Origin of the sequence: Actinomyces sp. ZJ308 (assembly GCF_011752065.1) — a bacterium.
GTDB lineage: Bacteria > Actinomycetota > Actinomycetes > Actinomycetales > Actinomycetaceae > Actinomyces.
In genome coordinates this window covers 127,704-148,395 of record NZ_JAAIJY010000004.1, presented here as the reverse complement: position 1 = coordinate 148,395, position 20,692 = coordinate 127,704, and the positions used below count along the sequence as shown (strand labels likewise).

19 protein-coding genes are annotated in these 20,692 nt (G+C 71.4%); 11 read left to right on the top strand and 8 right to left on the bottom strand.

Annotated features, from left to right (window positions below):
- The first annotated feature begins 17 nt into the window (after nt 1-17).
- From HCR68_RS03520 to HCR68_RS03510, 3 genes are all read left to right on the top strand, one after another.
- Nucleotides 18-1,007, top strand: a complete 990-nt coding sequence (locus tag HCR68_RS03520) for a GNAT family N-acetyltransferase (RefSeq protein ID WP_167146219.1) — start codon at nt 18-20, stop codon at nt 1,005-1,007.
- Nucleotides 1,008-1,122: 115 nt separating this feature from the next.
- Nucleotides 1,123-1,413, top strand: coding sequence for a hypothetical protein (locus tag HCR68_RS14520; protein ID WP_167146217.1), 291 nt, complete (start codon nt 1,123-1,125; stop codon nt 1,411-1,413).
- On the top strand, nt 1,410-2,786 hold the full coding sequence (locus HCR68_RS03510; RefSeq protein ID WP_167146215.1) for a tripartite tricarboxylate transporter permease: 1,377 nt from the start codon (nt 1,410-1,412) through the stop codon (nt 2,784-2,786). Before HCR68_RS14520 ends, HCR68_RS03510 begins: the two co-directional genes overlap by 4 nt.
- A 209-nt stretch (nt 2,787-2,995) precedes the next feature.
- Here HCR68_RS03510 and fni read toward each other — a convergent pair whose 3' ends face one another.
- Genes fni through mvk form a run of 4 tightly spaced genes read right to left on the bottom strand, consistent with a single transcriptional unit; the run spans nt 2,996 to nt 7,303 of the window.
- Nucleotides 2,996-4,117: a type 2 isopentenyl-diphosphate Delta-isomerase gene (fni, locus tag HCR68_RS03505; RefSeq protein WP_167146213.1), complete on the bottom strand. Its 1,122-nt coding sequence runs from the start codon at nt 4,115-4,117 to the stop codon at nt 2,996-2,998.
- Nucleotides 4,114-5,325, bottom strand: a complete 1,212-nt coding sequence (locus HCR68_RS03500) for a phosphomevalonate kinase (RefSeq protein WP_167146211.1) — start codon at nt 5,323-5,325, stop codon at nt 4,114-4,116. Before HCR68_RS03500 ends, fni begins: the two co-directional genes overlap by 4 nt.
- Nucleotides 5,322-6,344 (bottom strand): diphosphomevalonate decarboxylase, encoded by a 1,023-nt coding sequence (gene mvaD, locus HCR68_RS03495; protein WP_167146209.1) that lies wholly within the window; start codon nt 6,342-6,344, stop codon nt 5,322-5,324. The genes HCR68_RS03500 and mvaD overlap by 4 nt, the downstream gene beginning before the upstream one ends.
- Nucleotides 6,341-7,303 carry a mevalonate kinase gene (mvk, locus tag HCR68_RS03490; RefSeq protein ID WP_167146207.1) on the bottom strand — a complete coding sequence of 321 codons (963 nt, stop codon included), beginning with the start codon at nt 7,301-7,303 and terminating at the stop codon, nt 6,341-6,343. The genes mvaD and mvk overlap by 4 nt, the downstream gene beginning before the upstream one ends.
- 337 nt (nt 7,304-7,640) lie before the next feature.
- Here mvk and HCR68_RS03485 point away from each other — a divergent pair, with 337 nt between their 5' ends.
- Nucleotides 7,641-9,476, top strand: coding sequence for a proline--tRNA ligase (locus tag HCR68_RS03485; protein ID WP_167146205.1), 1,836 nt, complete (start codon nt 7,641-7,643; stop codon nt 9,474-9,476).
- 243 nt (nt 9,477-9,719) lie between these two features.
- Here the strand turns inward: HCR68_RS03485 and HCR68_RS03480 are convergent, their stop codons facing one another.
- Nucleotides 9,720-9,956, bottom strand: coding sequence for a hypothetical protein (locus tag HCR68_RS03480; protein WP_167146203.1), 237 nt, complete (start codon nt 9,954-9,956; stop codon nt 9,720-9,722).
- A 1-nt stretch (nt 9,957) separates the two neighbouring features.
- On the bottom strand, nt 9,958-11,028 hold the full coding sequence (locus tag HCR68_RS03475) for a Tat pathway signal protein (RefSeq protein WP_167146201.1): 1,071 nt from the start codon (nt 11,026-11,028) through the stop codon (nt 9,958-9,960).
- Between the two features lie 188 nt (nt 11,029-11,216).
- Here HCR68_RS03475 and rimP point away from each other — a divergent pair, with 188 nt between their 5' ends.
- From rimP to infB, 4 genes are all read left to right on the top strand, one after another.
- The gene (gene rimP / locus HCR68_RS03470) at nt 11,217-11,735 is read left to right on the top strand and encodes a ribosome maturation factor RimP (protein WP_167146199.1); all 519 of its coding nucleotides are present in this window, start codon (nt 11,217-11,219) and stop codon (nt 11,733-11,735) included.
- A 212-nt stretch (nt 11,736-11,947) separates the two neighbouring features.
- Nucleotides 11,948-12,988, top strand: coding sequence for a transcription termination factor NusA (gene nusA, locus HCR68_RS03465; RefSeq protein WP_167146198.1), 1,041 nt, complete (start codon nt 11,948-11,950; stop codon nt 12,986-12,988).
- A gap of 118 nt (nt 12,989-13,106) precedes the next feature.
- Nucleotides 13,107-13,439 (top strand): YlxR family protein, encoded by a 333-nt coding sequence (locus tag HCR68_RS03460; RefSeq protein ID WP_167146196.1) that lies wholly within the window; start codon nt 13,107-13,109, stop codon nt 13,437-13,439.
- 91 nt (nt 13,440-13,530) lie between these two features.
- Nucleotides 13,531-16,524, top strand: a complete 2,994-nt coding sequence (infB, locus tag HCR68_RS03455) for a translation initiation factor IF-2 (RefSeq protein ID WP_167146194.1) — start codon at nt 13,531-13,533, stop codon at nt 16,522-16,524.
- Here the strand turns inward: infB and rarD are convergent.
- Nucleotides 16,484-17,416, bottom strand: a complete 933-nt coding sequence (gene rarD / locus HCR68_RS03450; protein ID WP_243858912.1) for an EamA family transporter RarD — start codon at nt 17,414-17,416, stop codon at nt 16,484-16,486. The genes infB and rarD overlap by 41 nt on opposite strands.
- Nucleotides 17,417-17,713: 297 nt before the next feature.
- On the opposite strand from rarD, the gene rbfA reads away from it, so the two are divergent.
- From rbfA to HCR68_RS03435, 3 genes are all read left to right on the top strand, one after another.
- Entirely contained in the window at nt 17,714-18,262 is a 549-nt protein-coding gene (rbfA, locus tag HCR68_RS03445) for a 30S ribosome-binding factor RbfA (RefSeq protein ID WP_243858911.1), read from the top strand.
- Nucleotides 18,263-18,387: 125 nt separating this feature from the next.
- Nucleotides 18,388-19,386: a tRNA pseudouridine(55) synthase TruB gene (gene truB, locus HCR68_RS03440; protein WP_243858920.1), complete on the top strand. Its 999-nt coding sequence runs from the start codon at nt 18,388-18,390 to the stop codon at nt 19,384-19,386.
- Between the two features lie 81 nt (nt 19,387-19,467).
- Nucleotides 19,468-19,812 carry a hypothetical protein gene (locus HCR68_RS03435; protein WP_167146188.1) on the top strand — a complete coding sequence of 115 codons (345 nt, stop codon included), beginning with the start codon at nt 19,468-19,470 and terminating at the stop codon, nt 19,810-19,812.
- 79 nt (nt 19,813-19,891) lie between these two features.
- Here HCR68_RS03435 and HCR68_RS03430 read toward each other — a convergent pair whose 3' ends face one another.
- Nucleotides 19,892-20,692 (bottom strand): ABC transporter ATP-binding protein, encoded by an 801-nt coding sequence (locus HCR68_RS03430; RefSeq protein ID WP_167146186.1) that lies wholly within the window; start codon nt 20,690-20,692, stop codon nt 19,892-19,894.

The following is a 20,692-nucleotide window of genomic DNA, read 5'->3' as shown; positions in this document are numbered from 1 at the left end:
TCCCGGGCCTATCAGGCATGAGCTTCCTTCAGCACCGCGATCACGGGCGCGCTCAGCGCGGCGCCGACCGTCTGACGCCGGTCCCCTCCGACAAGGTGTCGGGGGTCATGGCGCTGTGCGCCCTCGACCCGGTCAGTGCCGTGAGCCTGGTCCAGCAGATGCAGCGCTGGACCCGCTGGGGACGCGGCGACGTCGTCGCCCTGGGAGGCCTGGCCCGCCCCGTCGCAGCGGCCTGGTCGGTCGGGTCCCTCATGCCCTTCGGCCTGGCCGGGCGCCCGGAGCACGGTCTGCGAGCCGCGGACCCCGGTGAGATCTGGGCGCTGGCCGAGCACGCCCGGCCACGCCTGTCGAGGCGCGGCTCGGTCTCAGGGCCCGCCCGAGACGTCGCCGCGGTCTGGGACGGACTCAGCGAGCAGGGCGCGCGCGCCCGCCAGGAGCGCTGGAGGCAGCCGGTCCTCGCCGCACCCCGCAGGAGTGGAGGACTGGCCGACGCGCACCTGCGTCGTCGTGCCTCCCTGTCCTGGGTGGGACAGTCGGTCCGCCGCGCCCGACCGGAGGAGACCGAGCTGGTGCTGCCCGCCTCGGTGGACATGTTCAGCGGTGAGCTCGGCTATGACCCCACCGCCGAGGGGCCCGGCTACACCCGTCACGTCAGCTGGCTCATCGAGCAGGGACGCAGCTACATCGTCCTCGACGACGGCGCCGGTCACCCGGTCCGCCCCGGCTCGCCCCGGGCCGTGGCCTTCAAGGCCGACGTCGGCGCCCTGTGGCGCTCCCCGACGGGCGGCGTCGCCCAGCTGACCGGCGTGTGGACGCGCCCCGACCTGCGCGGGCGAGGAGTCGGGGCGGCGGCTCTGGCCGGTGTGGTGGACGCCGTGCGCCGGGACCATGTCGGGGCCGACGGCGTTGTGAGCCTCTACGTCAACGACTACAACGCCCCGGCCCTGGCGCTCTACCGGTCCCTGGGATTCGAGCAGGTGGGACTGTTCGCCACCGTGCTCCTGTAAACGTCCTCCCGTCAGGGCGCTCAGGCGGGCGATATCGTTTTGTTACGCGGCGCCTTCAAATCCATGGTGAACAACATATGGAGCGCCTCGGGCAACTGGCCTACGATCACCAACCGTGCGCAGTACAGACGAAGTCGACTCCGAGAACACGGAGCGTCAGAATAATATTGAGGTCTGGAACGATCTCGTCTCACCCAGAGATCTGCTTATCTGTCTGCTGATTTCGGCGACGTGTATCGTTGCGGCGGTGCTTTTCTCCGATTACTTCGGGGGGAAGCCCCTGTTCTGGGGACTGGGGGCATCCACGATCGGTTTTATAGCCTGCTGCCTCCTGGTGACCCCTAAGCGCGAGGTCACCATTGTCGATGAGCTGAGCATCGGCGGGAGTGAAGGGGGAGACCAGTGACCGTGAGCCTTCTCCTCATGATGGTGGCCGCCATCCTGGCCGCCGTGGTCCTGTACACCTTCATCGGTTTCATCCCCGGCACCGATGAGACCGGGGTGCTGGCTCCCGTCACCCTGGCGATCATCCTGGCGGGAGCGCCACCGCACGTGGTGCTCGCCTTCTTCATCTCCGCGGTCGTGACACTCAACCTCATGAACGGGATCCCGACGGCGCTGGTGGGCCTTCCCGGCGGAGTGATGTCCGCTCCGCTCATGGATCACGCCATGGTCCTGCGCAACAAGGGGCTGGCCTCCGACACCATCCGGAAGATGGCGGTGGGCTCGGCCATCGGAACCCTCATCTCCATTCCCCTGAGCTTCCTTCTTGCCGGCCTGCTGCTGCCCATGGCCGACTGGATCAAGACCAACTCCGATATCGTCCTGGCGGCAGGTGCGGTGGTTCTGGCACTGCTCGGGAAGAACCGCATTCTCTCCCTGGTGTCGATTATTCCCATGGCGCTGCTGTTCCAGGCGCTGCCGGCGCTTTATCGGGGTGCGGGCATTATTCCGGAGAAGGCCAGCGTCAACACCTCCTTCTTCCTCGGGATCACCGTGGGGCCCATGCTGCTGACCCTTCTCGAGCTGCTCAACGCCAAGCGTCGTGAGGCGCTGCCGCACGGGGACCGCACCAAGGCCGAGCTGCTGCGCTCCGGCTTCGGTCGCCAGGCCCTGTGGCCGGGGCGCCTCATCACGAGGTCCGAGGGCTGGTGGAGCGCCGCCATGGCTGCCGCCTCCACCCCGTTGTTCATCCTCAGCCCGGTGGGGCTGACCTTTCTGCTGGGGGAGGCCTCCGTGGCCCGCCAGAACGAGGACCGGGTGCCCCGGGCCCAGCGCGCGGTCACGGTCATGAGCGCCCTGACCCACTCGACCTACCTGGCCGGCGTCATCATCCCACTGGTGGCGCTCGGGGTCCCGATCTCCGGGGTGTCCGTCGGCCCCGCCGGGCCGCTGTTCAACGCGGGCTCCGTCTACACCAAGGAGCGCAACCTGCACCACCTGCTGAACCTTCCCTGGTTCATCGTCACCGTGTCCCTCGGGGCCCTCATCGCGGTCGCGATCACGTACGTCATCGCGGTGCGCTGGTCCTCGCAGATCACCTACTTCGTCATGCGCCGGATCCCCCACGAGGCGGTGCTGGCGCTGTTCGTCGCCTTCGTGCTCCTCCTGGCCTATATCGACGCCGACCAGCACGCGGGCCTGGCCAACGTCTTCGGGGTCCTGCTCGTGGGAGTCGTGTGCGGGTCGCTCAACCGGCTGGGAGTCTCCTACGGCGTTCAGTTCATGTCGCTCTACGCCGCCCCCGGCATCGTCAAGGCGCTGGCCGCCCTGGCCTGAGCGGACCGGCAGCGGGAGGCGGCGGAGGCCGGGGACGGGCCTCCGCCGCACGCCTGTTCTGATGCGCTACGCGAGACTCAGGTCCTGAGTCCTGACGGGTGCCGGCTGAGCCGGCCTCGGGAGCGTTCAGGACGTCGGTGACGGTGGCGGCGTCCTCGGTTCCCGATACCCACACCATAAGGACCGGAGAGAGTCCTGAGACAGAGGGATCAATCCCCCTTGACCGGACCGTCCGTGGACGGCGGGAACTCGCTGCGGTGCGCGAGCCGCTCCAGGTCGACGCCGAGCAGACGCGCCTGCTCGGCGGTGCGTCCGGTGACCAGCACGTCGGTGCGGCGCAGCTGCGGCACATCGGCCGCCCCCAGCAGGGTCATGAGCGTGCGCACGTGGTCGCTCCACGTGTGCAGCTCGCGTCGCAGCGCCTCGGGGCCCTCCTTGACCAGGGTGCGCAGCACGTGCCCGGAGGCGCCGACGGCGCAGGCCCCCAGGGCCAGTGACCGGACGACGTCGAGCGGATTGCGCACTCCGCCGGAGGCCAGCACCGGCAGGCCTACCGGCTCCGGGCCCGCCAGCGACTCCAGCAGGCACAGTGCCGTCGGCTGCCCCCAGCCGATGAGGTAGGACAGGTCTCGCCGCGCTCGCCTCTCGTTCTCAATGGCGATGAAGTCCGTCCCGCCGGAGCCGGCCACGTCGACGGCCGTGATACCGGAGGGCGCAAGAGCCTCGATCGTCCGGCGTGAGAGCCCGAAGCCCACCTCCTTGACCACCACCGGGACGGGGACGGCCGCAGCGATGGCGGAGATCGCCTCACTCCAGTCCGTGAAGTCTCGGTCGCCCTCGGGCATGACCAGCTCCTGGGCCGCATTGAGGTGGATCTGCAGGGCGTTGGCCTCCAGCATCTCCACGGCCCGCACCGCCTCCTGGGGGCTGACCGTGGGCCCGACGTTGGCCAGGACGAAGGCGCCCGGGGCCCGCCGGCGAATGACCCGGAAGCCGTCGGCCCGCTCGGGGTCGCGCAGGGCCACGTGCTGGGAGCCGCAGGCGATTGCGACACCGGCGTCGGCGGCCGCCTCGGCCAGGTCGGCGTTGATCGCCGCCGTCGCCTGCGTTCCGCCGGTCATGGCGTTGATGTAGAAGGGGGCCTCCCAGCGCGAGCCCAGGACGGTGGTGCCGATGTCGACCTGCTCGGCACTGACGCCCGGCAGGCTGTGATGGACGAAGGAGACGTCGTCGAAGGCGCCCGCACGGTCCTGGTCGTGCAGGCGCATCGCCAGCTCCAGGTGCTCGTCCTTACGGGAGGCCCGCTGCGCGGCCGTGGGCTCGTGGCTCATGAGGAGACCTTAGCGGGGGCGTCAGGAGGAGTGTCCGTGGGGGCCGTGGAGGAGTCGTGGGTGTGGACCGCCAGGTCCAGGGGACGGATGCCGGCGGACTCCCAGGCACTGCGCAGAGCGGCAAGGTCGGTGGCCGGTGGGCACAGGGCGATCCCGCAGTCCCCACCGCCGGCCCCCGAGCTCTTGGCCGCCGCCCCGTACTCGCGCGCGATCTCGACCAGCCGCGTCAGGGCGGGGGTCTCGATGACCCGGCCACTGATCCGGCTGAGCCGCCCCAGAAGCTCCCGGTTCCGCGTCACCTGGCGCATGATCCGGGCGACGTCGTCGTCCTCGATCGCCGTGGTGAGGGAGCCCAGGCAGTCCTGGCTGTCCCGCAGGAAGACGGCGTAGGCGTCGTCGGCCCCGTGAGCGCCCGCCTGGACGCCGGACACCAGAGCCGGGGTGGAGGCGGGAGTCCCGGTCCAGCCCACCTGAAGCCGCACGGAGGGGGCCGCCAGACGGCGGACGCTCAGACCGGGCCAGTCGGCCTCCACCAGGTCGCTCAGGGAGCCGGCGGCCTCCGCACGCCTGCGGGCCTCGCGCAGCCAGGTGCGGTCGGGGGAGGTGTAGGCCACCCAGCCGGTGACGGCACTGGCCGCAATGTCGCCCCCCGAGCCGATCGGCTGGATCGCGTCACTGGCCAGCATCGCCAGCTTGTAGACGCCCAGGTCATCAACCGGCAGCCCGTAGAGACCAGCGACAGCGCGCACCGTCGCCACCGTCACCGCCGACGACGAGCCCAGGCCCAGCTTGCGCCCATCGGCCTCGTCCAGCTCGCTGGAGACATCCAGGTCGAAGGGTCGCAGCCGGCCGCCCGCTTCAGAAACCAGCGCCTCGACGACGCGGATCGCTGAGATCACGTAGTCGTCATCCCCTGATACCGCCTCGGCCAGACCGTCCTGTGGGCGGCGGCGCCAGGGTCGGAGGCCGGTGGCGTAGAGCTGTGAGCGGATCGTGCCCGTGCGCCCGTCGGCGGGGGAGGGGCCCGTGGAGGAGGGTGTGGAGGAGACTGCGGCGTGCACGGTGATGAAACGGTCCACGGCGACCAGGACCGCCCGGTGACCGGGCTCGACGACGGCGTACTCCCCGGCGATGTAGAGCTTGCCGGGCGCCCTGCGCACCACGTCGTGCCCTGCACCGTGCACCACGCTGTCGGCGCGCGAGGTCATGGGCCCTCCTCGATCCGCACCCCGCCACCGGGGCGCCTCACTGAGACGGCGGTGCCGGGCAGACGGTCCCGCAGCGCGGCGGCGACCTCCTCGGCACGGGCGCCCTCAGTGAGCACCTTGACGTTGGGACCGGCATCGATCGTCGCCCAGACGGGAAGACCATCCTCGCGCATGGCGCGGATCGCGTGCAGCGCCGCCACGGTCTGCGGCAGCCAGTAGACGATGCCCGGGCGGGCCGCGATCATCGTGGCGTGCATGCCCAGGGCGTTGCCCTCGACCACCTCCCCGAGGCGCTCCAGGTCGCCCGCACGCACCGCGTCCAGCGCTGTCTGAAGGTCCCTGCCGCTGGCCTCGACCCAGGCCGGGAAGAGGGGCGAGGTGCTCATGGTGGCCCGCATGGCCCGGGTCGAGCCGATGGGCTTGTAGCGCTGCGAGAGCACGACGACGACCATCGCCAGGTCCATCTCGCAGGCCACCGGCTCGGCGTAGCAGGAGGCGTCGTCGTGGCCGGCGTGCCAGGTCACCAGCCCGCCGAAGACGGAGCGCGTGGCCGAGCCCGACCCGCGTCGGGCCAGCCGGGAGAGGGCGCGGTCGTCGAGGTCCATGCCCGCGGCGCGGGAGGCCGCCGCGGCGAGCGCCGCGAAGCCCGCCGCCGAGCTCGCCAGCCCGGCCGCCAGCGGGACCGAGGCCCGGGAGCTGACGGTCGCCGGCACCGTGACCCCCGAGCGGGTGCGCACCAGGTCGAGGAACCGGCTCACCCGCGCCAGCTCCGCCGCGCTGGGGCGGGATCCGTTGATCGTCACCGAGTCCGCGTCACCGTCTGCGCCGTCGAAGGAGACCGTCGTCGTCGTCCGGGTGCCTGCGAGGGTGAGCGACAGGCTCGAGGTGGCGGGAATCGCCAGCGCCTCGTCCGCCTTGCCCCAGTACTTGATGAGCGCGATGTTGGTGTTCGCGCTGGCCGTCGCGGTCGGGGCGGCAGCTGGAGATGCGTCGGCGGCTCCAGGAGGCACGGGGCTCACTGGTCCACCTCGCTCAGACGCATCCGGTAGCGCCACGTCGCCGCCGCACCGGCCTGCTCCAGGGCGGCGCGCACCCGGCGCGTGGCCGGCTCGCCGGTCACCAGGGCGATGACGCAGCCGCCGAGCCCCCCACCGGTGAGTTTGGCGCCCAGGGCGCCGGCGCTGCGGGCGGCCGCGGTGAGGTCATCGAGGATCGGCAGGCTCAGGCTGAGCTCGGCCAGTACCGTGTGCGCCTCGTCCATGGCGGCCCCGAGGGCCGGGGCGTCGGCCCGGTCCAGGGCGGTGATCGCGTTCTGGGTGAGTGCTCCCAAGCGGTTGATGCGCGGGCCGATGTTGTCGGGATCGTTCTCGTAGCGTCGGCGCAGGCCGCCGACGGCCTCTCGGGTGGAGCCGTGGACCCCGGAGTCGGCGATGATGAGGGAGGCGTCCTCGATACGCTGACTCAGGGGCCGCATCTGCCCGCCCTGGAACCGGATGGGGCACGGGGAGCAGGTGGCGGCGGCGTCGAGCCCCGAGGGCTTGCCATGGGCGATCTGCTCGGCCATCTGCGTCAGGGCGAACAGCTCGTCCGCGCTGGCCCGGCGCCCGCAGGCGTCCAGGACGGCGCGGATGATCGCCCCGGCCGCTGCTGCCGACGAGCCGAGTCCCCGCTCGTGGGGGAAGTCGCTGACAGTGGTGATCTCGAAGGCCTGGTCCAGGCTCCCGGAGAACTCACGGGCCACCTCGAAGGCTCGCGCCACGCTGGCGAACCGGGACCCGGCCTGCTCCAGGGGCCCGGAGTAGTCCAGGCTGCTGAGCGTGGAGGGCCCTGAGGCCGGGCTGGCCGTGGCTCGCATCCGCAGGTCCTGCAACGGTACGGCGACGGCGGGGTGCCCGTAGACCACGGAGTGCTCACCCAGAAGAATGGCCTTCGCCCACGTCTGGCCGTGTCCCTCGCGAATGGAGGAGTGCCTGTCCATATGCTTCCTTGCCTGTGACCCGTGTCCGGGGAGAGCGCGATGCGGGTCGGGTTCAGGGATAAGAGGGCTGATGGGCCCTTCGACGGGAGGGAGCGTATCGGGCGCTTCTTGAGGGCCGCAAGTCCTACCTGACCAGCGTCGAGACGCCGTCCGAGCTCCTTCGAGGCCGGTTCTGAGACCGCCTTGACACCACCTCGGACACCATCGTGCGACACGTTGAGGCGCCGCGGGCCGCCAGGTTCTGTTCCCGTGATGTCGTCATAATGTCGTCGTGATGTCGTACGGCCCCGGCGGGCTCCGTTGGGGCAGCGGCCTCGGACCCCGTAGGATCGCCCCCGTGCTGCACAGACTCTCCACGTCCTTCATCCGAACCCTGCGCGAGGACCCGGCCGACGCCGAGGTCGCCAGCCACCGGCTGCTCGTGCGCGCCTGCTATATCCGCCGGGCCGCCCCCGGGGTGTACACCTGGCTGCCGCTGGGTCTGCGGACGTTGCGCAAGATCGAGGACGTCGTGCGCCAGGAGATGGACGCCATGGGCGGCCAGGAGGTTCACTTCCCGGCCCTTCTGCCGGCCGAGCCCTACCAGGCCACCGGACGCTGGGACGACTACGGCCCCACCCTGTTCAAGCTCCGCGACCGCAAGGACGGGGACTACCTGCTGGCCCCCACCCACGAGGAGATGTTCACCCTCGCGGTCAAGGACCTCTACTCCTCCTACAAGGACCTGCCGGCCACCGTCTACCAGATCCAGACCAAGTACCGCGACGAGGCCCGCCCCCGCGCCGGCATCATCCGTGGTCGCGAGTTCGTCATGAAGGACTCCTACTCCTTCGACATCGACGATGCCGGTCTGGCCGCCGCCTACCAGGCCCACCGAGACGCCTACGAGCGGATCTTCGCCCGTCTGGGCCTGGACTACGTCATCGTCAACGCCATGGCCGGCGCCATGGGCGGGTCCCACTCCGAGGAGTTCCTCCACCCCTGTGAGATCGGGGAGGATACCTTCGTGCGCTCCTCGGGCGGTTACGCCGCCAACGCCGAGGCGGTCACCACCGTGGTCCCCGAGCCGGTGGACGCCTCCGGCACCGGCCCGGCCCGCGTCGTCGACACCCCCGACACGCCCACCATCGACTCCCTGGTCGACCTGTGCAACGAGGCCTACCCGCGCTCGGACGGGCGGGCCTGGACGGCCGCCGACACGCTCAAGAACGTCGTCGTGACCCTCATCCACCCCGGCGGTGAGCGCGAGCTGCTCGTCGTCGGCGTCCCCGGGGACCGCGACGTCGACATGAAGCGCCTGGAGGCCGCCGTCGCCCCCGCCGAGGTCGAGATGGCCGGAGACACCGACTTCGAGACCCATCCCGAGCTCGTGCGCGGCTACATCGGCCCCACCGCCATCGGCCCCAACTCACCGCTGCGCCGCGTCGAGAGGCTCGAGGACGGCACCGAGGTTCTCACCGGTTCCGTGCGCTACCTCGTCGACCCCCGGATCGTGGAGGGCACCAGCTGGGTCACCGGCGCCAACACCGACAAGAAGCACGTCCTCGACCTGGTCATGGGCCGCGACTTCACCGCCGACGGCACCATCGAGGCCGCCGAGGTCCGCGAGGGCGACCCCGCCCCCGACGGATCCGGCCCCCTCCACCTGGCCCGCGGCATCGAGATCGGCCACATCTTCGAGCTGGGGCGCAAGTACTCCCAGGCCCTGGGTCTGACCGTCCTGGACGAGAACGGTAAGGCCCGCGTGGTCACGATGGGCTCCTACGGCATCGGTGTCAGCCGTGTCATGGCCGCCCTGGCCGAGGCCAACCACGATGACAGGGGACTCACCTGGCCCATCCAGATCGCCCCCTACCACGTGCAGGTCCTGGCCACCGGTAAGGACCAGGCCGTCTTCGACGTCGCCGAGCAGATCGCCTCGGCCCTGGACGCCGAGGGCATCGAGGTCCTCTACGACGACCGTCGCAAGGTCTCCGCGGGCGTGAAGTTCGCCGACGCCGAGCTCCTCGGCCTGCCCTACACGCTCGTCGTCGGCCGTGACCTGGCCAAGGAGGGGACCGTGGAGATCCGTGACCGCCGCACCGGCGAGCGCCGCTCCGTGACCGCCGACGCCGCCGCGGCCGAGCTCAGCGCCACGGTCCGCACCGCGCTGGAGGCCGCCCAGAGCCTCTAGGGCAGCTGCGCGAGCGCCGTCCTCCGCCCCGGGTCGGCAATGGTCGGGTGCCTGGCGGGGTACTCGGGGCGGTGACGGCAGGAACGGGTCAATAGCCGTGTCGGCGACTGCGCTTCGTGTCGAGGACTTACTTCTGTCGCAGGACACTGGGGACGGGAGTCAGTGATCTGCGACGAAACGCAGTCCTCGCAGGGGAAGTACGTTCTCGATCCGGCCTTCCCCGGCGCCCGAGCTCATCGCCGCTCACCTGGGGGCCGTGTCGCCCTGGATATCGGTCAGAAGCTCCTCGGTCTCCTGCTGCTCGACCACGTGCTCGTGGGCCGGGTTGAAGACGTTGTCGATGGGACCCAGGACGGCGCCGCGCGGATCGGGCCTGTGGCGCCGCCAGTAGATCCAGCCGTGACGCTCCATCCACAGGAAGAGCCGGTCCACGGCCGCCAGAGCGACGATGACGGCCAGGACCACCACGAGGACCCGCATGTCAGGCAGCGTAGCCGGGCAGGGAGGAGAAGTCCGCGCCCCAGGCGGTGGCACGACGGGCGGCATCGACCGCGCCGGTGACGGCCGCCTCACGGGCCGGCGTGGATGCCTTGGCGGAACCGGCCTCCTGCACCTCTCCCGATACGATGCCGGACCACACCTGCCGGGCCCAGGACACCTCCACGCTCACGTCGGGGTCGGAGGACTCGGTCGGGGCGGCGTAGGCGCCCAGCCGGGCGTCCTCACTGCCCGCGGCCACGGCGGCGTTGACGACGGAGGTCGCGGCCTTGGCGTCCTCGGCCGCCTGGGTGCGCTGAGGATCATCGCTGCGCGCCGCGATCTCCTCCATCGCGTAGCGGGCCGCGTCGTAGGAGGTCAGCAGGCCGGCGCTGATCCTGCTGCCCTGAGCCACGTCCACCCGAGGAGTGTCGGCCGAGCCGGCCTGGGCGAAGAGATCGTGCTGAAGGCTCCAGGCCACCGTCAGTGCGGTGAAGAGCCGGGCGTCCTGCTCCGAGGCGGCGGCGATCGCCGCCCGGCGGGCCATCGTCGAGCCGTCGCCCAGGGACGTGGCCAGGTCCTGTGCGGTGGCGTCGGCCGAGGCCGAAGGAACCGGGGCGGCGGTGGGGTAGGAGGACGGCACCTGCGAGGCCCACGGCTCCCACACACCGCCCAGGGTCTCGAGCTGGGCGTCGGCCGTCTGCTTGACGCCCTCGGCCAGGGCCGCCGTGGTGGTATCCGTGCCACCGGCCTGCGCAACCACACCGGCGGTGGAGGAGATGAGCGCCGCCTGGCGGGCCAGACCGTCACGAGTGGTCTCTGCGGGTGAGGCGGTCGGCAGGGACGCCGGTGAGCCCTTGCCCAGGCGCAGTCCGCAACCACCCAGTGCGGCCAGGGCGGATCCCAGGGCGAGCACCGCGGTGCGCCGCGTCATGCGACGGCCTGGCGCTACGGCGTCGGAGCTGTTGGAGAGGCCGCTACCGAGTCCGTCACCGAGCCTGCTGCGGATCCCGCCACCGGAAGGCACCTGCGTGCCGTTGGTCTGGGCGGGGCGGGGAGGGCGAGGAGTCTTCACCCGGGAATCCTCCCACAGACGGCGGGTAGCATGATCCCGACCTTGACCACGCACTGGTCATGTCTCGACCACGCCTCGATCATTCTTGATCATGTCTCGATCATGTCCTGGTCGTGGTTGTGGCTTGAACCCGCTGACCACGCTCGCCCGAGCTGCTCGCCCGGGCCCACACGGGAGGAAGAACGACGATGGCAGCCCACGACCCGCACAAGCGGGCTGACGCACTGGCCCGCAGCCTTACCGACCTGCTCACCCCCGTCGTCGCCGACGCCGGACTCCGCCTCGAGGGCGTGGAGACCACCCGGGCGGGCAGGTACTCCGTCGTACGCGTCTTCGTGGACCTGGCCGACGGTCCCGGAGACCTCGACCTCGACGCCCTGGGACCGGTGACCGCAGCCGTCTCGCAGGCCCTCGATGAGGCCGACCCCGTCAAGGGTCAGTACACGCTCGAGGTCTCCACACCCGGAGCCGAGCGCGAGCTGAGCACCCTGCGACACTTCAGGCGTGCCGTTGGTCATAGTGCCCGGGTGCGCACGGCTGACGAGGAGCTCACCGGCGTCGTCACGGGGGCCGATCCCGACAACGACGCCGATGACGCGAACGAGGGCAACGGCGGCGGCATGGTGAGGATCGAGGTCGACGGCGTCGAGCGGGGCATCGCCCTGGAGGACATCACCGAGGCGCGGATGGTGGTGGCCGGGCTCTAGGACCGGACAACAGGCCGAGGCCTATAAGATGCCTTTCGCGGATAGCGTCCAGGAATAATGTATGTCCTGATAACTGATAGAAGGTTGACGGACCAGCGCGGAAAGACGTGATGGACGAAAGACGTGATGGACCATCCGACCCGTCACGGGCTAACGTCGACAGGAAGCCCAGCGCACACCCGCCCAGCGGACCAGAGAGGACCCAAGGACCCATGGACATCAATATGCCGGAGCTGCGAGGCGCTGCCGACGAGCTGGGCATTGACCTGGACAACCTGCTTCCCGCTATCGAGGACGCCATCCTGGGTGCCTACTCCAAGGTCCCCGGAGCCATCCGGGGCGCCCACGTCGAGATCGACCGCCGCACCGGGCACATGAGTGTCCTGGCCCCGGAGGTCGACGAGGACGACCAGCCCACGGGGGAGTACTTCGACGACACCCCCGACGACTTCGGCCGCATCGCCCAGGCGACCGCCCGCAGCGTCATCGTCCAGCGCATCCAGGACCGCCGCGACTTCGAGGTCCTGGGCGCCTTCAAGGACAAGACCGGCGAGCTGATCTCCGGCACCGTCGAGCAGGGCCGCGACCCCCGCATCGTCTACGTGCGCCTGGACGAGGAGCACGAGGGCATCATGCCTCCCCACGAGCAGGTCCCCGGAGAGCGCTACCGCCACGGCGACCGCGTGCGCGCCTACGTCACCGACGTCTCCCGCGGTACCCGCGGCGCCCAGATCATCCTGTCCCGCACCCACCCCGGCCTGGTGCGCAAGCTCTTCGAGCGCGAGGTCCCCGAGATCTCCTCGGGCGACGTCGAGATCGTCTCGGTGGCCCGAGAGGCCGGCCACCGCACCAAGATGGCCGTGCGCTCCAAGGTCCGCGGCGTCAACGCCAAGGGCGCCTGCATCGGCCCCATGGGACAGCGGGTGCGTGCGGTCATGACCGAGCTCGGTGGTGAGAAGATCGACATCGTGGATTATTCCGAGGACCCGGCGCGTTTCATCGCCAACGCCCTGTCGCCGGCCCGTGTGGCCGCCGTGGGCGTCATCGACGCCGAGGAGCGCACCGCCCGCGCCGTCGTCCCCGACTTCCAGCTCTCCCTGGCCATCGGCAAGGAGGGGCAGAACGCCCGTCTGGCCGCCCGCCTGACCGGGTGGAAGATCGATATCCACGCCGACGCCGAGTCCGGCGAGATCACCCCGGGGCAGGGCTCCCAGTCCGACGACGTGACAGGTCCCTCAGAGCTGGTCGACTGAACCGGCCTGCGCGGGGATGTAGACTTTCCGGCGGACCTTTGCGGGTCCCGCACCGGGACGTCTCGGATGCGGTGCCCGCGTCAGCGGTTGCAGAGCAGCGGAAGGACACCGACGGACGGTGGCGACCACCCCCCACGTGCCCGAGCGAACCTGCATCGGCTGCCGGCAAAGAGCCCCGCGGGCGCAGCTGCTGCGTCTCGTGCTGACGCCGAGCGGTGAGCTCGACGTCGATGCCCGGGCCGTCAGACCCGGGCGCGGCGCCTGGATCCACCCGGATCCGGAGTGCCTCACCCTCGCTGAGCGACGACGCGCCGCTCCACGCGCCCTGCGCACCGACGGACCACTGGACGTGGCCCGGGTCCGCGGGTTCCTGGAGCGGGGACTGGTCAACGACGGCGAGGTCCCCGCTGCCCGACCGGGTGAGCGGACCACCGATAGCGAAGGCGGGTAGGAAGCCGATGGGCACCCGATGAGTACCCAGCGATGAGCTGCCTCTAGAAGCACCCACCCCTGTCCGGGGTGGGAAACCGGACAGGAGAAAAGTGGCTAAACCACGCGTTCATGAGCTCGCCAAGGAGCTCGACCCCACTGGCAAGAAGGTCACCTCGAAGGTGATCCTGGCCTGGCTCAAGGACCAGGGAGAGTTCGTCAAGGCGGCCTCCTCCGCGGTCGAGCCCCCCGTTGCTCGCCGGGTTCGCGAGCACTTCGCCGCCCAGGTGCAGGAGGCACCGGCGGACACTCAGACTGACAAGCCTGCCAAGGCCGCCTCTCAGGCTCCCAAGCCGGCCAAGGCCGCCCCCAAGCCCGGAGCGGCTCAGGCCGGTAAGCCGGGGCCGGCTGGTGCTCAGGACTCGACGCCGAGCCCCGCCACCAGGCCCGCCGCCCCCAAGCCCGGGGCCGGAGCCCCCAAGCCCGGTGCGGCCCCGGCCGCACCCAGGTCCGAGACCCCGGCTCCCAAGCCGGGCGGTGGTGCCCAGGCCGCGGCGGGTGCCGCGAAGCCGACGCCCCAGGGGGGTACCCCCGCCTCCGGCGAGGCCCCCAGGGCGCCCAAGCCCGGGGCCGGCGCGCCCAAGTCGGCGGCATCCGCCTCCGGCGCCCCCACGCCCGGCCCTCGCCGCAACGCCCCGACGCCGGGACCGCGTCCCGGTGCGCCGCGCCCGGGCAACAACCCCTTCGCCACCTCCCAGGGCATGCCCCGCCAGGGTGGGCAGGGTGGCCGCGGCGGACAGCGTTCGGGCCAGTCGCGCTCGGGTGCGCCGCGCCCGGGCAACAATCCCTTCGCCACATCCCAGGGCATGCCCCGTCCGGGCGGTTCCGGCGGCCCCCGCCCCCAGGGCGGTTCGCGCCCCGGTGGCCCCCGTCCTCAGGGCGGTGCCCGGCCCCAGGGAGCCGGTCGTTCCGGTGCGCCGCGCCCGGGCGGTCCCCGTCCCAACCCGGGCATGATGCCCGGCCAGTCCTCCATCGGTCGTCCCGGCGCCCCCGCGCGCGGCGGTGCCGGTGGCGGTGGTGGCCGCGGCTCGCGCCCCGGTGGCGGTGGAAGGCCCGGAGGTGGCGGTGGCGGCCGTCCCGGCGGCGGCTTCGGCGGCCCTCGTGGTGGTCGCGGTGGTCGCGGCTCCACCCAGGGCGCCTTCGGCCGCGGAGGCGGCGCCCCGAGGGGGCGCAAGTCCAAGCGGGCCAAGCGCCAGGAGTTCGAGCAGCAGAGCGCGCCGTCGATCGGCGGCGTCATCGTCCCGCGCGGCGACGGCTCCACCCCGGTGCGCGTGCGCCAGGGCGCGACGCTCACGGACCTGGCCGAGAAGATCAACGCCAACCCCGCGGCCCTGGTGACCGTGCTGTTCCACCTCGGTGAGATGGCCACGGCCACCCAGTCCCTCGACGAGGACACCTTCGCCCTCCTGGGTGCCGAGCTGGGCTACAACGTCCAGATCGTCTCGCCCGAGGACGAGGACCGCGAGCTGCTGGAGTCCTTCGACATCGACCTCGAGCCCGACGAGGACGACGCCAACCTCGTGCCGCGTCCCCCGGTGGTCACGGTCATGGGTCACGTCGACCACGGTAAGACCAAGCTGCTGGACGCGATCCGCTCCACCGACGTCGTCGCCGGCGAGGCCGGAGGCATCACCCAGTCCATCGGCGCCTACCAGGTGCGCGTCAACCTGAACGACGAGGAGCGTCCGATCACCTTCATCGACACCCCCGGTCACGAGGCCTTCACGGCCATGCGTGCCCGTGGTGCCGAGGTGACCGACATCGCCATCCTCGTCGTGGCCGCCGACGACGGCGTCATGCCCCAGACCGTTGAGGCCCTCAACCACGCCCAGGCGGCCAACGTGCCGATCGTCGTGGCGGTCAACAAGATCGATAAGGACGGCGCCAACCCGGACAAGATCCGCGGCCAGCTCACCGAGTACGGTCTGGTCCCCGAGGAGTACGGCGGCGAGACGATGTTCGTGGACATCTCCGCCAAGCAGCGCCTCCACATCGACGAGCTCCTCGAGGCCGTCCTGCTCACCGCGGACGCCGCCCTGGACCTGCGGGCCAACCCGGACACCGAGGCCCGCGGCGTCACCATCGAGGCCAAGCTCGACAAGGGCCGTGGCGCCGTGAGCACCATCCTGGTCGAGCGCGGCACGCTGCGGGTCGGCGACCCGATCGTGGCCGGAAGCGCCTACGGGCGCGTGCGTGCCATGTTCAACGAGCACGGGGAGAACCTCACCGAGGCCGGACCCGCCCGTCCGGCCCTGGTCCTGGGACTGACGAACGTGCCCAGCGCCGGCGACTCCTTCATCGTCGCCCCCGACGACCGCACGGCACGCCAGATCGCCGACAAGCGTGAGGCCGCCGAGCGCGCCGCCCTGCTGGCCAAGCGCCGCAAGCGCGTGTCCCTGGAGAACCTCACCGATGTCCTCAAGGAGGGCAAGGTCGACACTCTCAACCTCATCCTCAAGGGCGACAGCTCGGGTGCGGTCGAGGCCCTGGAGGACTCCCTGCTCAAGATCGACGTCGGCGAGGAGGTCGCCCTGCGCGTCATCCACCGCGGCGTGGGTGCCATCACCCAGAACGACGTCAACCTGGCCACGGTGGACTCCGCCGTCATCATCGGCTTCAACGTCCGGCCCGCCGAGCGCGTCTCGGAGATCGCCGACCGCGAGGGCGTCGACATGAAGTTCTACTCGGTCATCTACAACGCTATCGAGGACGTCGAGGCCGCCATGAAGGGCATGCTCAAGCCCGTCTACGAGGAGGTCGAGCTCGGCACCGCCGAGATCCGACAGATCTTCCGCTCCTCGAAGTTCGGCTCCATCGCCGGCTCCATCGTCCGCTCGGGCATCATCAAGCGGGGCGCCAAGGCCCGCCTGGTGCGCGACGGCGTCGTCGTGAGCGGCGACCTGTCCATCGAGACGCTGCGCCGCGAGAAGGACGACGTCACCGAGGTCCGCGAGGGCTACGAGTGCGGTATCAACCTGGGCTTCAAGGACATCGCCGAGGGCGACGTCATCGAGACCTGGGAGATGCGCGAGAAGCCGCGCGACTGAGCGCCGTCGCATGACGCGGGCGGGGACGGCGGACGAGCTGGTGCACGGCGTCGCCGATGAAGACCGCGACCGCCGCCCACACCAGCACCATGGCCGCCCAGCGGGCCGGCGGGATCTGCTCGTCAAAGACGGCCCAGGCCAGGAGGAACTGGGTGATCGGGGCGATGTACTGGCTCATCCCCACCACCGACAGCGGCACGCGCCGTGTCCCGGCGGCGAAGAGCAGCAGCGGCACGGCCGTGACGGGCCCGGCCACCACGAGCAGCGCCATGATCCGCCACCCCTGACCGGGCCCCTGCCAGGCCGACTGCCCCTGCCAGGCCAGGTACCCCAGGTAGGCGAGCGCCACGGGCACCACGAGGGCGCTCTCCACCGTCAGCCCGGTCAGGGCATCGACCTGCGGACCGATCCGCTTCTTGACCAGCCCGTACAGGGCGAAGGAGAAGGCCAGGGCCAGGGAGATCCACGGCAGCGATCCCTGGAGCACCACCAGCAGCGCCACGGCGGCGCCTGCCAGGCCGATCGAGACCCGGTGAACGGGGCGCAACCGCTCGCGCAGCACCAGGGAGGCCAGGGCCACCGTCACCAGCGGGTTGATGAAGTAGCCCAGGGCGGCGTCGGCCGTGCGCGCGGTGTTGACGCCGTAGACGTAGACGAGCCAGTTGACCGAGACCAGCAGACCCGAGACGGCCAGCGCCCCCAGCAGCCGGGGCGTGCGCCAGACCTGGGCCAGCCGTCCCCAGCGGCGCCGTGAGGCGACCAGCAGCAGGCAGGTGGCCAGGGTCCACATGATCCGGTGGCCGATGATCTCGACGCTGCCGGCGGCCGACAGGAGCCGGAAGTAGAGGGGGAAGACTCCCCAGAGCGTGTAACAGCCGATGACCAGGGCCATCCCAGTACCGTCGAGCCCCGCCGGCACAGGCGCCGGCGTCGCTGTCGGGGTACCCGGGACGGTCGGGGGTCCGGGCTCGTGGGGTGCACCGGGGGAGGAGGCCATTGTGATCTGTTCCTGAACCGTTCGCGCTCGGGGATGGCAGCGCAGACCGCGCTGACGCTCCACGTAGCATAGTGGGGCGCACTGGACCGCCTCGTCAGGGGCCGGCTCGCCCCCGGTGTGCCGCACCGACCGGTCACGATCGCTGACGTCCAGGACTGCCGAACCGGACCTCACACATGAAGGAGCCCCGCCATGGCCGACGCCGCCCGCGCCCGCAAGGTCGCCGACCGCATTCACGAGACCGTCGCCCGTCTCCTGCAGGGGCGGATCAAGGACCCGCGCCTGGGCTTCGTCACCGTCACCGACGTCCGTGTCACCGGCGACCTGCAGCAGGCGACCATCTTCTACACCGTCTACGGCAGTGACGAGGAGCGCGAGGAGACGGCCAAGGCGCTGCGCTCGGCCAAGGGGCTCATCCGCTCCGAGGTGGGCAAGGCCCTGGGCATCCGCCTGACCCCGTCCCTGACCTTCCAGCTCGACGCCCTGCCCACCACCGCCAAGACCCTCGAGGACGCCCTGGCCCAGGCCCGGGTGCGCGACGCCCAGATCGCCAAGGCCGCCGAGGGAGCCGCCTACGCGGGCGAGGCCGATCCCTACCGGCACGACGACGAGGCTGACACGGTTACTGACACCGGGACCGGCGCTGAGACCGACGTCGATCAGAGCGCTGACGACAACGGCACCCACGAGGACCGGTGGGGGACCGAGCCGGGACCCGCCCGGGCCGCCGAGGGCCTGTGAGCGTGTCCGAACGATCCGAGCCCGCCGGGCATGCCGACGCCCGCAGCGATCACCACAGCGGCGACCACGCTGCGCGTCGGCGCCGTCCCGACGTCGCCCGCGGTGCCGTCACCGCCGCCGACGGGGTGCTCCTGGTGGACAAGCCCCGGGGTCTGACCAGCCACGACGTCGTCGGCGCCACCCGGCGCCTGGCCGCCACCCGCAAGGTGGGCCACGCTGGCACCCTCGATCCCATGGCCACCGGACTGCTGGTCCTGGGCGTGGGGCGCGCCACCCGCTTCCTGACCTACCTGGTGGGAGCGGACAAGACCTACGAGGCCACCGTCCGCCTCGGGGTCGAGACCACCACCGAGGACGCCGAGGGCGAGCCCGTCTCCGCCCACGGCTGCCGCATCGACGACCTGCCCACGGATCGCCTCCAGGCGGCGCTGGCGGGCCTGACCGGACCGATCCAGCAGGTGCCCAGCGCCGTCTCGGCCATCAAGGTCGACGGCGTGCGCGCCTATAAGCGGGTCCGTGACGGCCAGGAGATCGAGCTGGAGGCCAGGCCCGTCACCGTCCACGAGCTGCGCCTGACCGGTGGCCCCCGCCAGGCGAGCGCCGACGTCGCGGTCCCCACCCCGGGGGACAGGACCGAGGTCGTGGATCTTGACGTCGTCGTCTCCTGCTCCTCGGGAACCTACGTACGGGCTCTGGCCAGGGACCTGGGCCGGGCCCTGGGCTGCGGGGCGCACCTGACCGCGCTGCGACGCACCGGCGTCGGCCCCTTCGACATCGGCGAGGCCGGCACCCTGACGGACCTGTCCAGGCAGGTGCAGGACGACGCCGCCTCCACCCGCCCCTGCGGCCTCACCACGATCCCGCTGGAGGAGGTGGCCCGACGCTGCTTCGCGCAGCTGTCTCTCACCGAGGCCGAGGCCCGCGGACTGCGCTTCGGGCAGCCTCTCGATGCCGCGGCCCTGGAGCGGGCCCAGGCACCCGCGGACGACTCGGCTCCGGCGACGTCCAAGGGGACCCCGGGGCGGCGCGTGGTTGCCGGATTCGCACCCGAGGGGCGGCTCGTGGCACTGTTGACGCCTCAAGGCCCGCGCGCCCGCCCGGTCCTGGTCCTGGACCCCGCTTGAGACGCGACAGCGGAGGCGAACAGGTTTGCAGGTCCTGCGGCGCACGCGGGCACCACGATGAGTGCTTTCCAAGGAGACACGATGAGCCAGACCGGTACCGGATGCCGCTGCGGCTGCGGCGGCCACGGCCAGCGGAGCAGCAAGCAGGACGAGCGCGCCGCCGCTCCGGCCGTGGCCCAGCCCCTGGGCGAGGGCTACCAGCCGGCGCCCGCCCAGACCGCCTCGCAGTCCTCCGCGCAGTCGTCGCAGGAGCCCTCCTCGCAGGCCGTCGACCCGGTGGCCATCGCCTCAGCGGTGACGACGGCGCTGGGTGCGGCCGCCCCGCAGGGCGTCACCCCCGGTCACAAGGCCGGCAACCTGCTGGGCCTGCGAGACATCTCCGCCCCGACCTCAAGCGGTGGCGACTGCGGCTGCGGCGGCCACTGACCGGCCACCGACCGGTCAGGCCACTGTCCAGCATCAGGACCCGGGCTCCGAGGCGACTGGCTCGGTTCCCCGGCCCTCGTCACACGCTGCGGCGCTGGAGGGCCTCGGTGACCGTGCTCAGACGGGAGGGGGCGGAGGCCTCCTGGTAGCGACCCAGGGAGAGGTCCTCCACGATCCGCCCGTCCACGAGGACCAGGACCCGGTCCGCCCGGGCCGCCACCTGGGCGTCGTGGGTGACCATGACCAGGGTCGTTCCCGAGGCGTGCACCTGACCGAGCAGGTCGAGGATCTGCAGCGCGGTGGCCGAGTTGAGTGCCCCGGTGGGCTCGTCGGCGAAGACGATCCCGGGGTCGTTGATCAGCGCCCGGCAGATCCCGGCGCGTTGGAGCTGGCCCCCGGAGACCTCGGTGATGGCGCTGGAGGCCAGGTCCGCGATCCCCATGCGCTCCATGAGCTCCTCTCCGCGCGCCGTGACCTCGGCGCGCGGGCGCGTACCGGCCAGGAACCCGGGCAGGACGATGTTGTCCAGCAGGCACAGGGTCGTCATGAGATGGGGCTGCTGGAAGACGAAGCCGAAGCGCGACAACCGCAGCGCCGCCAGCTCCTTCTCGCTCAAGGTGGTGATCTCGGTGTCTCCCAGGAGCACCGAGCCGTCTGTGGGACGGTCCATCCCGCTCAGGCAGTGCAGGAGCGTGGACTTCCCGGACCCGGAGGGCCCCATGATGGCGACGAACTGTCCCTGCTCGATCTCCAGGTCAAGGTCCGTCAGGACGGGGGAGTGGTAGCTCTTGGACAGTCCCTGGGCGCGCAGAGCCGGCTGTCCTCCCGGGGTGGCGGTGGGCTCCACGGCGGCCGTCGAAGGGGTGCTGGAGGTAGTCAT

Coding starts and splice junctions, on each gene's coding strand:
- nusA (WP_167146198.1), top strand. CDS start 11,948: ATGGACATCAATATGCCGGAGCTGCGAGGCGCTGCCGACGAGCTGGGC.
- HCR68_RS03480 (WP_167146203.1), bottom strand. CDS start 9,956: ATGCGGGTCCTCGTGGTGGTCCTGGCCGTCATCGTCGCTCTGGCGGCC.
- rarD (WP_243858912.1), bottom strand. CDS start 17,416: ATGGCCCTGGTCATCGGCTGTTACACGCTCTGGGGAGTCTTCCCCCTC.
- rimP (WP_167146199.1), top strand. CDS start 11,217: ATGGCAGCCCACGACCCGCACAAGCGGGCTGACGCACTGGCCCGCAGC.
- rbfA (WP_243858911.1), top strand. CDS start 17,714: ATGGCCGACGCCGCCCGCGCCCGCAAGGTCGCCGACCGCATTCACGAG.
- mvk (WP_167146207.1), bottom strand. CDS start 7,303: ATGGACAGGCACTCCTCCATTCGCGAGGGACACGGCCAGACGTGGGCG.
- fni (WP_167146213.1), bottom strand. CDS start 4,117: ATGAGCCACGAGCCCACGGCCGCGCAGCGGGCCTCCCGTAAGGACGAG.
- HCR68_RS03500 (WP_167146211.1), bottom strand. CDS start 5,325: ATGACCTCGCGCGCCGACAGCGTGGTGCACGGTGCAGGGCACGACGTG.
- HCR68_RS03435 (WP_167146188.1), top strand. CDS start 19,468: ATGAGCCAGACCGGTACCGGATGCCGCTGCGGCTGCGGCGGCCACGGC.
- HCR68_RS03520 (WP_167146219.1), top strand. CDS start 18: ATGAGCTTCCTTCAGCACCGCGATCACGGGCGCGCTCAGCGCGGCGCC.
- HCR68_RS03430 (WP_167146186.1), bottom strand. CDS start 20,692: ATGACTACCTCCAGCACCCCTTCGACGGCCGCCGTGGAGCCCACCGCC.